This is a genomic window from Streptomyces venezuelae (assembly GCF_008642315.1).
GTDB lineage: Bacteria > Actinomycetota > Actinomycetes > Streptomycetales > Streptomycetaceae > Streptomyces > Streptomyces venezuelae_D.
This window is the reverse complement of the sequence record NZ_CP029192.1, coordinates 6,186,706-6,201,550: the sequence shown is the minus strand read 5'-3', so window position 1 is coordinate 6,201,550 and position 14,845 is coordinate 6,186,706. Positions and strand designations below refer to the sequence as shown.

The window sequence follows — 14,845 nt, the reverse complement described above, 5'->3', positions numbered from 1 at the left end:
GGCACGCCCGGTGGGGCGGAGACACGAGCCGGAGGGCGGCGGGATCGGATCCCGCCGCCCTCCGGCTTTGCTACGGCGTCCGCGGGCCCGTCAGGACACCTCTCGTGCGTCGCGCGATCCGGCCGGTTCCGCGACCCCGTACGGCCGCGTGAGCCGGGGAGCTTGCGCGTCGTGCGTCCGGGGCCCGCCACGGTCCGGGTACCCGCCTTCAGCTCTCCCAGACCTTGAAGGCCCGGATGCGGTACGGCGATTCGGGCGCCCAGGTGCCACCGCCCGGGTAGGTGTCGAACTCGCCCGTCTCCCCGCACTCCGCCGACTGGTACACGGTGACGGGCCGTCCCGTGCGGTTGGCGAGGGCTTCCGCGCTGCCCCCCTCCGGCAGCGCGGTGCAGCTCTCGATGTCGATGTCCGACAGCTCGTACACCTGACGTGCGCCCTTGAACTGCGCCTTCTGCCAGAGACAGAGCTCGCCGGGGCCGCAGGGCCGCAGCGTCGGCGGGGCGGCGGCTCCCGCGTGTGCGGGTGTGAGGATGACGGCGGCGAGTGCGGCTGCCGTGATGGTCGTGGGCATGGTCGTACGCATGTGCTCAACCCCCGTGTGCTGACGGTCTTCCGACCGCGACGATCTTCTGACTGCGACGATCTTCTGACTGCGACGATCTTCTGACTGCGACGATCTTCTGACTGCACTGTGGACCCGCCGATCGGGGCGCCGGAAGGGGTACGAACACCGCTCACCCTGATACACGAAAGCCCCCCAGGATGTCCCTGAGGGGCTTTCCCTGACCTGGCGGTCGGGGTCAGATGTGGCCGACGCCCGCGCCCGCCTCCGCGTTGTCGCCGCGCTTGGTCAGGAACGCGACGAACACCGCGACCACGGCGACGCCGGCGGCGACCAGGCAGGCCATGCCCATGCCCGACATGAAGGTGTCGTGCGCGACCGAGGTGATCTGGTCGGCGAGGGACGGCGGGGCCTTCGGCGGCACCGGCGCCACACCGACCTGGACGGCCTCGGCCGCCTTGTCGAGCTGGGCCTCGCTGAGCGGCGGGAGCTTCGCGTCGGCCCAGTTGCCGGGCAGGTCGCTGTCGACCTTGGAGGCCATGACGGCGCCGAGGACGGCGGTGCCGAGGCTGCCGCCGATCTGCATCGCGGCCTGCTGGAGGCCGCCGGCGACGCCGGAGAGCTCCATCGGCGCGTTGCCCACGATGACCTCGGTGGCGCCGACCATGACGGGGGCGAGGCCGAGGCCGAGGAGGGCGAACCAGATCGACATGATGCCGCTTCCGGTGCCCGCCTCCAGCGTGGACATGCCGTACATGGCGACGGCGGTGCAGACCATGCCGCCCGCCAGCGGGATGCGCGGGCCCACCTTGGTGATCATGGCGCCCGCGAGCGGCGAGGCGACGATCATCCCGCCGGTGAGCGGCAGCAGGTGCAGACCGCTGTCGACGGGGCTCATGCCGTGCACGTTCTGCAGGTAGAAGGTGACGAAGAACAGTCCGCCCATGAACGCGATGGCCATGAGCACCATCAGGACCACGCCCGCGGAGAGCGGCACCGAGCGGAACAGGGCCAGCGGGATGAGCGGTTCCGCGACCTTCGACTCCCAGACCGCGAAGAGCGCGAAGCTCACCACGGCGGCGCCGATGAAGGTCCAGGTCATGCCCGCGCCCCAGCCCCACTCGGGGGCCTTGATGAGCGCCCAGACCAGGCAGAACATCGCCGCAGACAGCAGCACGATGCCGATGATGTCGAAGGACCTGGGGGCGTTCTCCGCGCGGTGGTCCTTGAGGATGACGACGCCGAGCACCAGGGCGATGACGCCGACCGGCACGTTGATGAAGAAGACGGACTGCCAGCTGACGTGCTGGACCAGGAGGCCGCCGAGGATCGGGCCGCCGGCCGTGGAGACGCCGATGACCATGCTCCAGATGCCGATGGCCATGTTGAGCTTCTCGGCCGGGAACGTGGCTCGCAGGAGGCCGAGCGCGGCGGGCATCAGGAGGGCTCCGAAGAGTCCCTGGAGCACGCGGAAGGTGATCACCAGCGCGATGCTGTCCGAGAAGCCGATGGCTCCGGAGGCGGCGGCGAAGCCGACCACACCGATGAGGAAGGTCTGCCGGTGGCCGAAGCGGTCGCCCAGCTTGCCCGCGGTGATCAGGGCGACGGCGAGCGCGAGGAAGTAGCCGTTGGTGATCCACTGGACGTCCGCGAAGGTGGCGCCGAGGTCCTTCTGGATGGCCGGGTTGGCTATCGCCACGATGGTGCCGTCGAGGGCGACCATCATCACGCCGATCGCCACGGCGAACAGCGTCAGCCAGGGGTGGCCACGGAGCCCCTTGGCCGGGACCGGAACGGGTGCGGGCTCCGGCCCCTTGTCCGCCTTGTCGACGGTGATCTGACTAGTCATGCGAGGAGGCTAGTGACAGCGACTGACAGTTGACAAACCATTTCACAAGTCGGTAACTGTCACGTAGCTCACAGGTATGGTGAACTGGGAAAACGCGAGGAAGAGGGCCACGGCTTGAAGACGACCCAGCCGGCGACGGGACTGCGCGAGCGCAAGAAGCAGCGCACCCGGGACACCCTCCTGCGCGTGGCGCTCGAACTCTTCACCACCAAGGGGTACGAGGAGACGACCGTCGACGAGATCGTCGAGGCGGTCGACGTGTCGCAGCGCACCTTCTTCCGGCACTTCGCCAACAAGCAGGAAGCCGCCTTCGCCGTCCAGACGATGATCGAGGCGCGCTTCGTCCAGGCCGTCCGCGACCGCCCCGCCCACGAGGCCCCGCTGGAGGCGCTGCGCGGCGCCGTCCTCGGCACCTGGGAGGCGATGGGGCAGTCCATCGAGGAGGTCGTCCCGGTCGAACTCCACATGCGCACCTATCAGATGATCGAGTCGACCCCCACCCTGCTCGCCGTCCACCTGCGCCGCTCCATCGAGACCGAGGACGAGGTAGCCCGCGTGATCGCCGAGCGCGAGGGGCTCGACCTGGAGACCGACCCGCGGCCGCGCGTGGCGGTGGCCGCGTTCAGCGGCGTCATGCGCGTGACGGGGCGCCAGTGGGGCGCGGGCGAGGACACCAGCCCCGAGTCGATCCGCGCGCTGACGGAGGCGTACCTCGACCACCTGGGTCCCGCGTTGGCGGAGGGCTGGCGCACCGCGCACGGAGAGTGACCCGGCCGCAGCGGATGCGCCCGCTATGCCTCAATTCACCCTCCAGAAACGTGATCTGCACCACGCGATGCACGGTAAACATCACGGTTCTCCTAGGGTGTTCCGTAGTGACTTCCTTCGACTCCTCCCCCCAACTCAACGCATGGCGCGCCCTGCTCGCGCTGGCCGTCGTGTTCGTCATGCTGGCGACCACCGGCTGGACCGCCGTGCGCCACAACAAGGGCGACGCGTCGCCCCTGCAAGCCGCGCTCTCCGCCTGGGAGCGGGGAAGCATCGACGGACGGGCCCTGCCCGACCCCGATGCCCCCGCAGGCCGGCTCGCCCGCTTCTTCGCCTCCCTCGACGGACACCAGCGCGAACGGCTCGCCGGCCGCTATCCGCTCGCGGTCGGCAACATGAACGGCGCGCCCGCCACGCTGCGCTACCGCGCGAACCACATCGCGCTGGGGCAGGCCCGCAAGATCGAGCGTGAACGCATGCACGACAAGCGCCTCTCCCCGCTGGGGCAGCAGGAGGCCGAGCGCAGGATGAAGCGGTTCGGCGTGATGATGCGCCCGGGACGCCAGGTCCTCGCCTTCGACCCGATGGGCAGCGGACGCATGGCAGAAGTCTTCGGGGACATGGACAAGGCCCGCCGCGTCTCCGTCGTCGTGCCCGGCGTCGACACCAACGTGCTGACCTTCGAGCGGACCTTCCGCAAGTACTCGGCGCCGGTGGGCATGGCCAAGTCGCTCTACCGCGCGGAGCGCGCGGTCAGCCCCGGATCGCACACCGCCGTGATCGCCTGGGCCGACTACACCGCGCCCGTCGGCATCGGCGTGGACGCGGCCACGGCCATGCGCGCCGAGGACGGGGCCACCCGCCTCGAATCCATGGTGCGCGGCCTGCCCGGCCGCACACCGGTCGCCCTGTACTGCCACAGCTACGGCTCGGTGGTGTGCGGGGTGGCCGCACGGAAGCTGCCCTCGCGGGTCACGGACATCGCGGTGGCGGGCAGCCCCGGCATGCGGGCCGACTCGGCCTCGCAGTTGGGCACGGGCGCCCGGATCTGGGCGACCCGGGACGGCGACGACTGGATCCAGGACGTCCCGAACATGGAGTTCGGCGGGCTCGGCCACGGCGCCGACCCGGTGGCCGAGGGCTTCGGTGCGCGCGTGTTCTCCGCGGCGGGCGCCCAGGGGCACACCGGCTATTTCGAGCCGGGCACGGAGAGCCTGCGGAACTTCGCGGAAATCGGGACTGGTTCGTACCACGCGGTGCGGTGCGCGAGCGAGGACGGTGCCTGCCGGAAGGGTATTTCCGGCGGGGCAGCGGCCTGACGCGCGTAGAAATCGATGAAACAGCGGCCCGCCGCAGGAGGGACGGAGGCGCGCGTGCCGCCTACGATGAGCCGCATGGGTGATGTTCTGGCCGGATTTCATGCCGCCTGGGAGTTCGAGTCCGACTCTGTGCTCATCCGCTTCGAACGGGGAATCCGCACGCCGAAGCTGTTCCAGGCGCTCGGCGAACGGCGCATCCCCCATGAGGCGATCTCGGCGGTGACGCTCTCCCCCGGCAAACGCGGGACCGTGGTCCTGCATGCCGTGCCGAGACCGGGCGCCGATCCTCTGATGGAGGCCGCCGCGGGGCAGCTCAAGGAGGGCTGCGACCCGTACCGCCTGGTGCTGCCCGCGGAGCGGGAGACGCTCGCCGAGTACTACGCGGACGAGTTGCGGGCACAGCTGCCGCCGGACGGCACGGAGAGCACGGACCGCTTCCTGGTGGCACCCCCCGAGGCGCCGCTGCAGTTCAAGGCGTACGACGGGAAGGCGTCCTTCGACGGGAAGCTGGTGTCGTTCCGCTGGTTCTGGACGGGTGCCTCCTCCGCGAAGTGGAAGGCCGGCGACCAGAGCTTCCCGGTCACCGACCTGAGCGGCATCGAGTGGCGCTCCCCCGAGGTGTTCGAGGGCCATCTGCGGCTGCTGCGGCGCGAGACGCCGGTGGCGCAGCCCGCACAGGCCGACCAGGACCCGGCGGCCGTCGTCTTCGGCCTCGGCTACGGCCCGGTCCACGAGTCGCTGCCGTTCGCCGCGTCGGTCCTCGCCGCGGTGCGGGCCTCGGGCCCGGCGGCGAACTCCGACGGCCCGGGCACCGTCGCCGCCGCCGTGACGCCCGCCGTGCGGCGCGACCCGGCGGACATCGCGGACCGCATCCGGCACCTGGGCGAGCTGCACCAGGCGGGCCTGCTCACGGACGACGAGTTCACGGTGAAGAAGACCGAGCTGCTCGCCGAGCTGTGAGGGCTGCCCGGCCCTGACCCGCCCGTTCCGCTACTCGCGTCCCGCCGACGTGAAGGTCATGTCGGCGTAGCGGTCGCCCGCGACGCCCGCGGCGATCGGTTCGAGGGCGGCGAGGTCGTTCTCGGTGAGGGTGATGCGGGTGGCCGCGGTGTTCTCCTCGACCCGGGTGGCCTTGCGGGTGCCGGGGATCGGGACGACGGGCAGGCCGTGGAGGTCCGCCTGCTGCTGGACCCAGGCCAGGGCGACCTGGCCGACGGTGGCTCCGTGCGCCTCGGCGACGGAGCGGACGGGGGCCAGGAGGGCGGCGTTGGCGGTGGCGTTGGCGCCGGTGAAGCGGGGCTGCTGGCGCCGGAAGTCGTCCTCGCCGAGCTCCTTGTCGGCACTGACGAACGAGCCGGTGAGGAAGCCCCGGCCGAGCGGCGAGTAGGGCACGAGGGCCACGCCGAGTTCGGCGGCGGCGGGGACCACGCCGCGCTCGATGTCGCGGCTGAACAGCGACCACTCCGACTGCACGGCCGCGACGGGGTGGACGGCGTGCGCGGCGCGCAGTTCGTCGCCGGTGACCTCGCTCAGCCCGATGTGCTTGACCTTGCCCGCGGCGACGAGCTCCGCCAGCACGCCGACCGTCTCCTCGATCGGCACGTTCGGGTCGCGGCGGTGCATGTAGTAGAGGTCGACGACGTCCGTGCCGAGGCGGCGCAGGCTCGCCTCGACACTGGCGCGGATGTACGCGGGGCTGTTGTCGATGCGCCGCTTCGTCGGCTCCGCCGGGTCGATGGCCAGGGCGAACTTGGTGGCGATGACGATCTCGTCGCGGTGCGCCTTGACGAAGGGCGCGAGGAACTCCTCGTTCTCGCCCATGCCGTAGACGTCGGCCGTGTCGTAGAGGGTGACGCCAAGATCCAGGGCGCGGTCCAGGGTGGCGCGGGCCTGGTCGGTGTCCGTGGGCCCGTAGGCGAAGCTCATGCCCATGCAGCCGAGACCCTGGACGCCGACCTCGGGGCCGCCCGTGCCGAGCCGCACCTTCGCTATTGCCTTGTCCGTCATCAGTCAGGGCCTTTCCGACGCCCTGCGGGCGCACGCATAGTTGTCGATCTTGTAGTCGAGGACGGCGAGGGTGTCCTGCAGCTCCGTGATGCGCGCGCGGACGTCGCGCCGCGTCTGCTCCAGGAGTTCCTGGCGCTGCGGGAACGTGTGCTGCCCTTCGCGCACCAGCTCCGCGTACCGGACCATGTCCGCGACGGGCATCCCGGTCAGGCGCAGCTTGCCGACGAAGGACAACCAGTTCAGGTCGCGGTCGCTGTAGCGGCGCTGGCCCGTGTGGGAGCGGTCGATGTGCGGCATCAGGCCGATCCGCTCGTACCACCGCAGGGTGTAGGCGGAGAGCCCGGTGCGGTCGACGACTTCACTGATCGTGTAGTGGTCCTGCCCGTCCGGCTTCACCTGGGTCGTGGTCTCCGTCACCGTCATGACCCACACGCTAAAACCTTGGAGTGCACTCCAAGCAAGCGGATCCGGGGGAAATTCGCGAGACGTCCCAGCTCCTGGTCACTACGGTCCCCGCATGAGTCTCGTACGCCGTGCCACACCCGAAGACGCCGAGGAACTGCTCAGACTGAGGCAGGTGATGATCGACTCCGTCTTCGCGGGGCGCTCACCGGCCGCCGGGGGCACCGCCACCGCGTCCGACACGAGCTGGCACGCCGAGTCCCTGCCGACCGTACGCCGTCGGCTCGCGGAGCCCGAGGGGGACTTCGCGGCGTTCGTCGTCGATCATCCGGAGCGCCCCGGCGGGCTCGCGGCGCTGGCCGTCGGCACGCTCGACTACCGGATCGGGCGCGCGGGCAATCCGCACGGCCTGACCGGCTCCGTCTTCAGCGTCGCCACCGACCCGGACCAGCGGCGCAAGGGGTACGCGCGGGCGGCCATGGAGGTGCTGCTCGACTGGTTCCGTGAGCGGGGGGCGGGCAGCGTGGACCTCAACGCGTCAAAGGAGGCGGAGCCGCTGTACGCGTCGCTCGGCTTCGTCCGCAAGCCCGACCCCTCGATGCGCCTCAACCTGTAGGCCGCTTAGGCTCGGGGCATGCAGAGCCTCGCGTTGATCGAGAACTGGCCGGTCCCCACCGCCGCCGCGGCCGTCGTCCGGGCTGACGGCACCGTCGTGGGGACGCACGGCCCCACGGACCGGCGTTTCGCGCTCGCCTCGGTCACCAAGCCCCTCGCGGCGTACGCGGCACTCGTCGCGTACGAGGAGGGGGCGATCGAGCTCGACGAGCCCGCCGGACCCGAGGGGTCGACGGTGCGGCACCTGCTCGCGCACACCAGCGGTCTCGCGTTCGACGAGCACCGGGTGACGTCGGCGCCGGGGACGCGGCGGCTGTACTCGAACGCGGGGTTCGAGGTCCTCGGCGAGCACATCGCCAAGGCCGCCGACATCCCCTTCGACGAGTACCTGCGGCAGGCGGTCCTCGCGCCGCTGGGGATGACGTCCACGACGCTGGAGGGCGGCCTCTCGCCCGCCAAGGACGGTGTGTCGACGGTCGACGACCTGGTGCGGTTCGCGGCGGAGGTGCAGGCACCCCGGCTCCTCGACGCGCGGACCGTGGCGGCGGCGATGACCGTGACGTACCCCGGGCTGAAGGGCGTCCTGCCCGGTTACGGGCACCAGAACCCCAACGACTGGGGTCTCGGCTTCGAGATCCGGGACTCCAAGACGCCGCACTGGACGGGGAGTTCCTCGTCGCCCCGGACCTTCGGCCACTTCGGCCAGGCGGGTACGTTCCTGTGGATCGACCCCGACGCGCGGGCGGCCTGCGTCGCGCTCACCGACCGGCCCTTCGGTCCGTGGGCCGCCGAGGTGTGGCCCCCGTTCACCGACGCGGTGCTCGCCGACCTCCGCGGCTAGGCGTCGCCCGCCACGGTCAGGGGGCGCTCGTCATCTCCCAGATCAGCACCTCGGTCGCGTCCTGGGCCTCCCCTTCGAGCTCCGGCTCCGCGCCGATCCGCGCGGAGTCCCCCGGGCGCAGCAGGTCGCCGGCGAGGGACAGCGCGCCGCGCACCACGTGGACGTACACGAACGGCGCGTCCGGGACCGCGAGGCGCTCCCCCGCCGTCAGGCGCCGCACGTGCAGGAGCGCCCCCGCGCCCGGCACCGCGTACGGCGTCGAGTCGGCGATCCCGCGCACCACCTCGTAGGACGGTTCGCCGCCCGGGGCGAGCGGGGCCAGCCACATCTGGACGAAGACCAGGGGCTCCGCGCCGTCGTTGCGTTCCACGTGGCGTACGCCGCCCGCCGCGGAGAGGTGCTGCACGTCGCCGGGTCGGACCAGGGACGCGTGCCCCCGCGAATCGCGGTGCGTGAGCTCGCCCTCGACGACCCAGGTCACGATCTCCGTGTGGCTGTGCGGATGCTCGTCGAAGCCCGCGCCGGGCGCCAGGCGCTCCTCGTTGCAGGCGAGGACCGCGCCGAAGCGGAGGTTGTCGGGGTCGTAGTGGGGGCCGAAGGAGAAGGCGTGGCAGGACTCGATGCCGGCCGCGGTCTCCCCGCCGCGGTACCGGTCGCCGGAGCGCCGTACGTCAATCACGTCCCCCACGGTAGGACAGGTCCTGGCCCCTGCACCGCATGTCCCCGCCCCGATAAGGCAGTCTTGTCCCGTGCCCGAACCTTCAGCGAACGCAGCCCATCAGGACGCCCGACGGTCCGCCCACGCCCATGCCGCGACCCTGAAGCGCCTGGAGAAGTCGTCCGGGAGCCTCGCGGCGCAGGCCATCGCGCGCATGGACGAGACGCTGTCCTGGTACCGGGCGATGCCGCCGGAGAACCGCTCCTGGATCGGTCTGGTCGCCCAGGCCGGTATCGCCGCGTTCACCGAGTGGTTCCGGCACCCGGACGCCCCCCAGGCCATCTCGACCGATGTCTTCGGCACCGCCCCGCGCGAGCTGACCAGGGCGATCACCCTGCGCCAGACCGTGGAGATGGTGCGTACGACGATCGAGGTCATGGAGTCGGCGATCGACGAGGTCGCCGCGCCGGGCGACGAGTCGGTGCTGCGGGAGGCCCTCCTCGTCTACGCCCGCGAGATCGCCTTCGCCACGGCGCAGGTGTACGCGCAGGCCGCCGAGGCACGCGGTGCCTGGGACGCGCGGCTGGAATCGCTCGTCGTGAACGCGGTGCTGTCCGGCGAGGCCGACGAGGGCGCCGTCTCGCGCGCCGCGGCCCTCGGCTGGAACTCCCCGGAGCACGTCTGCGTGGTCCTCGGCACCGCCCCCGACGGTGACAGCGAGCTCACCGTGGAGGCCATCCGCCGCGCCGCCCGGCACGCGAAACTGCAGGTCCTCACGGGTGTCCTCGGGGACCGCCTGGTCGTCATCGCGGGCGGCAACGACAATCCGCTGCACGTCGCGAAGTCCCTGATCGGGCCGTACGCCGCCGGTCCCGTGGTGGCCGGGCCGATCGTCCCCGACCTGCTCGCCGCCACCCGCTCCGCGCAGGCCGCGGCCGCCGGACTGAAGGCCTGTGCCGCCTGGCAGGACGCGCCGCGGCCCGTCCTCGCGGACGATCTGCTGCCCGAACGCGCGATCGCGGGGGATCCGGCGGCTCGCGAGCAGCTGGTGGAGGAGATCTACAGACCACTGGAGGAAGCGGGCTCGGCGCTCCTGGAGACGCTCAGCGTCTATCTGGAACAAGCCAGCAGTCTCGAAGGCGCGGCCAGAATGCTCTTCGTCCACCCGAACACCGTGCGCTACCGGCTCCGACGTGTGACTGACGTCACCGGGTGGTCGCCTTCCGATGTGCGCTCCGCTTTCACGCTGCGGATCGCGCTGATCCTGGGGCGGCTGGCCGACGGCGATCCTCAGACATAGGGTTGGTCGGCGGGTTTGTCGGCCTCCTACAAATCCCCCAGCGGTTCTTCGTCCCTGTCCCCACGGGCGGGTCCCACCGTCCACAAGAGAGAGTGTAAGAGTGCTCGTACTCGTCGCTCCCGGCCAAGGCGCTCAGACGCCCGGCTTCCTGACCCCCTGGCTCGACCTCCCCGGTGCTGCCGACCGCATCGCCGCCTGGTCGGACGCCATCGGGCTCGACCTCGCCCACTACGGCACCCAGGCCGACGCGGACGCGATCCGCGACACGGCCGTGGCCCAGCCGCTGCTCGTGGCCGCCGGTCTGCTCTCCGCCGCGGCACTCGGTGACATCACGCCGGGCGCCGTCGCAGGGCACAGCGTCGGCGAGATCACGGCCGCCGCGTACGCCGGTGTGCTCACCGACGACGAGGCCCTCGGCCTGGTCCGCACCCGCGGCCTCGCCATGGCCGACGCGGCCGCCGTCACCGAGACCGGCATGGCCGCCCTCCTCGGCGGCGACCCCGAGGTCACCGTCCCGCACCTGGAGAAGCTCGGGCTGACCCCGGCGAACGTGAACGGCGCCGGCCAGATCGTTGCCGCAGGCACCCTCGAGCAGCTCGCCGCCCTCGCGGAGGACAAGCCCGAGGGCGTCCGCAAGGTCGTCGCCCTCAAGGTCGCGGGCGCGTTCCACACCGAGCACATGGCACCCGCCGTGACGCGTCTTCAGGAGGCCGCCGCCGGTCTCACCGTCGCCGACCCGAGGCTCACCTACGTCTCGAACCGCGACGGCAAGACGGTCACGACCGGCGCCGACGTGATCTCCCGCCTGGTCGGGCAGGTCGCCAACCCGGTCCGCTGGGACCTGTGCATGGAGACCTTCCAGGAGCTCGGCGTGACGGCGCTGATCGAGGTGTGCCCCGGCGGCACCCTCACCGGTCTCGCCAAGCGCGCCCTCAAGGGCGTTCAGACCCTCGCGGTGAAGACCCCCGACGACCTCGACGCGGCCCGCGCGCTCGTCGCCGAGCATTCCTGAGCCGACGACAGACAAGGAGCCGTAGCGCATGTCGAAGATCAAGGCCGCACAGGGCCATCCGTACGCGCGGATCATGGGCGTCGGCGGCTACCGTCCCACCCGGGTCGTGCCGAACGAGGTCATCCTCGAGACGATCGACTCGTCCGACGAATGGATCCGCTCCCGCTCCGGCATCGCGACCCGCCACTGGGCCTCCGAGGAGGAGACCGTGGCCGCGATGTCCGTCGAGGCCGCGGGCAAGGCGATCGCCGACGCCGGCATCACGCCCGAGCAGGTCGGAGCCGTCATCGTCTCCACCGTCTCGCACTTCAAGCAGACCCCGGCCATCGCGACGGAGATCGCGGACAAGGTCGGCGCGGGCAAACCCGCCGCGTTCGACATCTCCGCGGGCTGCGCCGGCTTCGGCTACGGCCTCACCCTCGCCAAGGGCATGATCGTCGACGGTTCCGCCGAGTACGTCCTGGTGATCGGCGTGGAGCGGCTGAGCGACCTCACCGACCTGCACGACCGCGCGACGGCGTTCCTCTTCGGTGACGGCGCGGGCGCCGTGATCGTGGGCCCCTCCAAGGAGCCGCGGATCGGTCCGACGGTGTGGGGCTCGGAGGGCGACAAGGCCGAGACGATCAAGCAGACCGAAGCGTGGGACGTCTACCGCAACGGTGGCGCCCCCGCCAAGTACCCTGCCATTACCCAGGAGGGCCAGGCGGTCTTCCGCTGGGCCGTGTTCGAGATGGCGAAGGTCGCCCAGCAGGCGCTGGACGCGGCCGGAATCACCGCGGACGACCTGGATGTCTTCATTCCGCACCAGGCCAACGAGCGGATCATCGACTCGATGGTGAAGACTCTGAAACTGCCGGAACACGTCACGGTCGCCCGTGACGTGCGCACCACCGGTAACACCTCGGCCGCCTCGATCCCGCTCGCGATGGAGCGGCTCCTGGCGACCGGCGAGGCGAAGAGCGGCGACACCGCCCTCGTCATCGGCTTCGGGGCGGGTCTCGTCTACGCCGCCACGGTCGTTACCCTCCCCTAGGCATCGCGTCCGGATCATCCGGTCCGGGCGCCGCAACCAACCTGCCGCTGCCGCGGCGGGCGCCACACCCTCTGGATACATAAGAAGGAGCGCCAACATGGCCGCCACTCAGGAAGAGATCGTCGCCGGTCTCGCGGAGATCGTCAACGAGATCGCCGGCATCCCGGTCGAGGACGTCCAGCTGGACAAGTCCTTCACCGACGACCTGGACGTCGACTCGCTGTCCATGGTCGAGGTCGTCGTCGCCGCCGAAGAGCGCTTCGACGTGAAGATCCCGGACGACGACGTCAAGAACCTCAAGACGGTCGGCGACGCGACCAAGTACATCCTCGAGCACCAGGGCTGACCTGCCCCGTGCTCTGTCGCCACCCGGCGGTGGCGCCGCTGATCCCCTCAACACCGTGGAGAAATTTCCTGTGAACTCGACCAATCGCACCGTGGTCGTCACCGGTATCGGCGCAACCACACCGCTGGGTGGCGACGCCGCGTCGACGTGGGAGGGCCTGCTCGCGGGCCGCTCCGGCGTCAGCGCGCTGGAGCAGGACTGGGCAGCCGAGCTGCCCGTCCGCATCGCCGGCCAGATCGCCGTGGAGCCGGGCGAGGTCATCCCCCGCCCGCAGGCCCGCAAGCTGGACCGGTCGGCGCAGTTCGCGCTGATCGCGGCCAAGGAGGCCTGGGCGGACGCCGGCTACACCGCCAAGGCGGGCGAGGACACGTCCGTGGACCCGCACCGTCTCGGTGCGGTCATCGCCTCCGGCATCGGCGGCGTGACCACGCTTCTGGACCAGTACGACGTGCTGAAGGAGAAGGGCGTACGCCGCGTCTCCCCGCACACCGTGCCGATGCTGATGCCCAACTCCCCGGCGGCCAACGTCGGCATCGAGCTGGGCGCCCACGCGGGCGTCCACACCCCGGTGTCGGCCTGCGCCTCGGGCGCGGAGGCCATCGGCTACGCGATCGAGATGATCCGCACCGGCCGCGCCGACGTCGTCGTCGCGGGCGGCACGGAGGCGGCGATCCACCCGCTGCCGATCGTCGCGTTCGGCAACATGATGGCGATGTCGAAGAACAACGACGACCCGCAGGGCGCCTCGCGTCCCTACGACGCCGACCGCAACGGCTTCGTGCTCGGCGAGGGCGCCGGCGTGATCGTCCTCGAGTCCGAGGAGCACGCCAAGGCCCGCGGCGCGAAGATCTACGCGGAGGCCGTCGGCCAGGGCATCTCGGCCGACGCGCACCACATCACGCAGCCCGAGCCGTCCGGCAACGGCATCGCCGCGGCGCTGCAGAACCTGATCGACTCCACCGACCTCAAGCCCGCCGAGATCGTGCACGTGAACGCGCACGCGACCTCGACGCCGCAGGGTGACGTCGCGGAGATCAAGGCGCTGCGCAAGGCGTTCGGCGACGACGTGGACCACATGGCGATCGCCAGCACCAAGTCGATGACCGGTCACCTGCTCGGTGGCGCCGGCGGCGTGGAGACCGTGGCCACGGTCCTCGCGCTGAAGCACCGGATGGCCCCGCCGACGATCAACATCGAGAACCTCGACCCCGAGGTCGACGCGGACGTCATCCGTGACAAGGCCCGCGCGCTGCCCGAGGGCAGGATCGCGGCGCTGAACGACTCGTTCGGCTTCGGCGGCCACAACGTCGTCCTGGCGTTCCGGACCGTCTGACCTCGCTCGCAGTACGTACGCGAAGGGCCCCCACCGCAAGGTGGGGGCCCTTCGTACGTCTCAGACCACTTGGTGGAGCCACCGCACGGGCGCGCCCTCGCCCGCGTATCTGAACGGTTCGAGTTCGTCGTCCCAGGGCTTGCCGAGGAGCTTGGCGAGTTCCGCCTCCAGGTCGCTCTCGCCGCGCTGCGAGCGGGCCAGCGCGGCGCGGAGCCGGTCCTCGGGGATCAGGATGTCACCGTGCATTCCGGTGACGGCGTGGTAGATGCCGAGGTCGGGGGTGGCGCTGTACCGCTCGCCCTCGGCGCCGGCGCAGGGCTCCGCCGTGACCTCGAAGCGCAGCAGATCCCAGCCGCGCAGGGCGGAGGCGAGCTTGGAGGCGGTGCCCACCGAGCCCTGCCAGGAGAATTCGGATCTCCAGGTGCCCGGCGCGGCGGGCTGCCTGATCCAGTCGAGGCTCACGCGCGCGCCGAGCACGCCCGCGACGGCCCACTCGACGTGTGGGCACAGCGCGCGCGGAGCGGAGTGCACGTACAGAACTCCACGTGTCGTCACCGGGACCTCCAGTGTGGGTCGAGGTTCGCCTTCCCCAGCGGCCTCGCGCCCGTGCCGAGCAGTTTTCCCCAAATACTAGATAAACCTGGGAAAAGGGGACAGATGTGACGTGATGTAATTTAGCGGAACCACTAGAGCGAGGCGCCACCGGGTGGATCACCCGCCCTGTCGCTGCCGTGACAGCAGGGGCCCGGCGGCTATGGGCCCGAGGCTACCGTGCGGCGGCGCAAGGAGTGTGACGTACC

At 71.1% G+C, this 14,845-nt stretch carries 16 protein-coding genes; 10 read left to right on the top strand and 6 right to left on the bottom strand.

Annotated elements, in window-relative coordinates; translation table 11 throughout:
- Positions 1-208 precede the first annotated feature (208 nt).
- Entirely contained in the window at positions 209-583 is a 375-nt protein-coding gene (locus tag DEJ48_RS27170) for a peptidase inhibitor family I36 protein (protein ID WP_190537620.1), read from the bottom strand.
- Between the two features lie 217 nt (positions 584-800).
- The gene (locus tag DEJ48_RS27165) at positions 801-2,411 is read right to left on the bottom strand and encodes an MFS transporter (RefSeq protein WP_150218858.1); all 1,611 of its coding nucleotides are present in this window, start codon (positions 2,409-2,411) and stop codon (positions 801-803) included.
- A gap of 114 nt (positions 2,412-2,525) precedes the next feature.
- On the opposite strand from DEJ48_RS27165, the gene DEJ48_RS27160 reads away from it, so the two are divergent.
- The 3 genes from DEJ48_RS27160 (at position 2,526) to DEJ48_RS27150 (ending at position 5,458) form a co-directional block, all read left to right on the top strand.
- Entirely contained in the window at positions 2,526-3,179 is a 654-nt protein-coding gene (locus DEJ48_RS27160; protein WP_223832218.1) for a TetR/AcrR family transcriptional regulator, read from the top strand.
- Positions 3,180-3,286: 107 nt separating this feature from the next.
- Positions 3,287-4,498 (top strand): alpha/beta hydrolase, encoded by a 1,212-nt coding sequence (locus tag DEJ48_RS27155; RefSeq protein ID WP_150218857.1) that lies wholly within the window; start codon positions 3,287-3,289, stop codon positions 4,496-4,498.
- A gap of 75 nt (positions 4,499-4,573) precedes the next feature.
- Positions 4,574-5,458 (top strand): DUF4429 domain-containing protein, encoded by an 885-nt coding sequence (locus DEJ48_RS27150; protein ID WP_190537617.1) that lies wholly within the window; start codon positions 4,574-4,576, stop codon positions 5,456-5,458.
- 30 nt (positions 5,459-5,488) lie between these two features.
- Here DEJ48_RS27150 and DEJ48_RS27145 read toward each other — a convergent pair whose 3' ends face one another.
- Both DEJ48_RS27145 and DEJ48_RS27140 read right to left on the bottom strand, forming a co-directional pair.
- Positions 5,489-6,505 (bottom strand): aldo/keto reductase, encoded by a 1,017-nt coding sequence (locus tag DEJ48_RS27145; RefSeq protein ID WP_150218856.1) that lies wholly within the window; start codon positions 6,503-6,505, stop codon positions 5,489-5,491.
- A gap of 3 nt (positions 6,506-6,508) precedes the next feature.
- Complete coding sequence (locus DEJ48_RS27140; protein ID WP_190537616.1) at positions 6,509-6,928, bottom strand: MerR family transcriptional regulator; 420 nt, start codon at positions 6,926-6,928, stop codon at positions 6,509-6,511.
- A gap of 94 nt (positions 6,929-7,022) precedes the next feature.
- Between DEJ48_RS27140 and DEJ48_RS27135 the strand changes: the two genes are divergently transcribed.
- Entirely contained in the window at positions 7,023-7,523 is a 501-nt protein-coding gene (locus DEJ48_RS27135; protein ID WP_150218854.1) for a GNAT family N-acetyltransferase, read from the top strand.
- An 18-nt stretch (positions 7,524-7,541) separates the two neighbouring features.
- Positions 7,542-8,363 carry a serine hydrolase domain-containing protein gene (locus tag DEJ48_RS27130; protein WP_150218853.1) on the top strand — a complete coding sequence of 274 codons (822 nt, stop codon included), beginning with the start codon at positions 7,542-7,544 and terminating at the stop codon, positions 8,361-8,363.
- A 16-nt stretch (positions 8,364-8,379) separates the two neighbouring features.
- On the opposite strand, the gene DEJ48_RS27125 is transcribed toward DEJ48_RS27130, so the two are convergent.
- Complete coding sequence (locus DEJ48_RS27125) at positions 8,380-9,042, bottom strand: pirin family protein (protein WP_190537614.1); 663 nt, start codon at positions 9,040-9,042, stop codon at positions 8,380-8,382.
- Between the two features lie 70 nt (positions 9,043-9,112).
- Between DEJ48_RS27125 and DEJ48_RS27120 the strand changes: the two genes are divergently transcribed.
- The 5 genes from DEJ48_RS27120 (at position 9,113) to fabF (ending at position 14,045) form a co-directional block, all read left to right on the top strand.
- Positions 9,113-10,321 carry a PucR family transcriptional regulator gene (locus DEJ48_RS27120; RefSeq protein ID WP_150218852.1) on the top strand — a complete coding sequence of 403 codons (1,209 nt, stop codon included), beginning with the start codon at positions 9,113-9,115 and terminating at the stop codon, positions 10,319-10,321.
- Between the two features lie 100 nt (positions 10,322-10,421).
- Positions 10,422-11,333: an ACP S-malonyltransferase gene (locus tag DEJ48_RS27115; RefSeq protein ID WP_150218851.1), complete on the top strand. Its 912-nt coding sequence runs from the start codon at positions 10,422-10,424 to the stop codon at positions 11,331-11,333.
- 28 nt (positions 11,334-11,361) lie between these two features.
- Entirely contained in the window at positions 11,362-12,366 is a 1,005-nt protein-coding gene (locus tag DEJ48_RS27110; RefSeq protein WP_150218850.1) for a ketoacyl-ACP synthase III, read from the top strand.
- A 97-nt stretch (positions 12,367-12,463) separates the two neighbouring features.
- Positions 12,464-12,712 (top strand): acyl carrier protein, encoded by a 249-nt coding sequence (locus tag DEJ48_RS27105; protein WP_016642582.1) that lies wholly within the window; start codon positions 12,464-12,466, stop codon positions 12,710-12,712.
- A gap of 70 nt (positions 12,713-12,782) precedes the next feature.
- Entirely contained in the window at positions 12,783-14,045 is a 1,263-nt protein-coding gene (gene fabF / locus DEJ48_RS27100; RefSeq protein ID WP_150218849.1) for a beta-ketoacyl-ACP synthase II, read from the top strand.
- Between the two features lie 60 nt (positions 14,046-14,105).
- Here the strand turns inward: fabF and DEJ48_RS27095 are convergent, their stop codons facing one another.
- Complete coding sequence (locus DEJ48_RS27095) at positions 14,106-14,600, bottom strand: DUF3145 domain-containing protein (protein ID WP_150218848.1); 495 nt, start codon at positions 14,598-14,600, stop codon at positions 14,106-14,108.
- Positions 14,601-14,845 lie beyond the last annotated feature (245 nt).

Excerpts from the sequence above, each read along its gene's own strand:
- DEJ48_RS27150 (WP_190537617.1), top strand. The coding sequence starts at position 4,574 with ATGGGTGATGTTCTGGCCGGATTTCATGCCGCCTGGGAGTTCGAGTCC.
- DEJ48_RS27140 (WP_190537616.1), bottom strand. The coding sequence starts at position 6,928 with ATGACGGTGACGGAGACCACGACCCAGGTGAAGCCGGACGGGCAGGAC.
- DEJ48_RS27110 (WP_150218850.1), top strand. The coding sequence starts at position 11,362 with ATGTCGAAGATCAAGGCCGCACAGGGCCATCCGTACGCGCGGATCATG.
- DEJ48_RS27130 (WP_150218853.1), top strand. The coding sequence starts at position 7,542 with ATGCAGAGCCTCGCGTTGATCGAGAACTGGCCGGTCCCCACCGCCGCC.
- DEJ48_RS27165 (WP_150218858.1), bottom strand. The coding sequence starts at position 2,411 with ATGACTAGTCAGATCACCGTCGACAAGGCGGACAAGGGGCCGGAGCCC.
- DEJ48_RS27145 (WP_150218856.1), bottom strand. The coding sequence starts at position 6,505 with ATGACGGACAAGGCAATAGCGAAGGTGCGGCTCGGCACGGGCGGCCCC.
- DEJ48_RS27170 (WP_190537620.1), bottom strand. The coding sequence starts at position 583 with ATGCGTACGACCATGCCCACGACCATCACGGCAGCCGCACTCGCCGCC.
- DEJ48_RS27135 (WP_150218854.1), top strand. The coding sequence starts at position 7,023 with ATGAGTCTCGTACGCCGTGCCACACCCGAAGACGCCGAGGAACTGCTC.
- DEJ48_RS27105 (WP_016642582.1), top strand. The coding sequence starts at position 12,464 with ATGGCCGCCACTCAGGAAGAGATCGTCGCCGGTCTCGCGGAGATCGTC.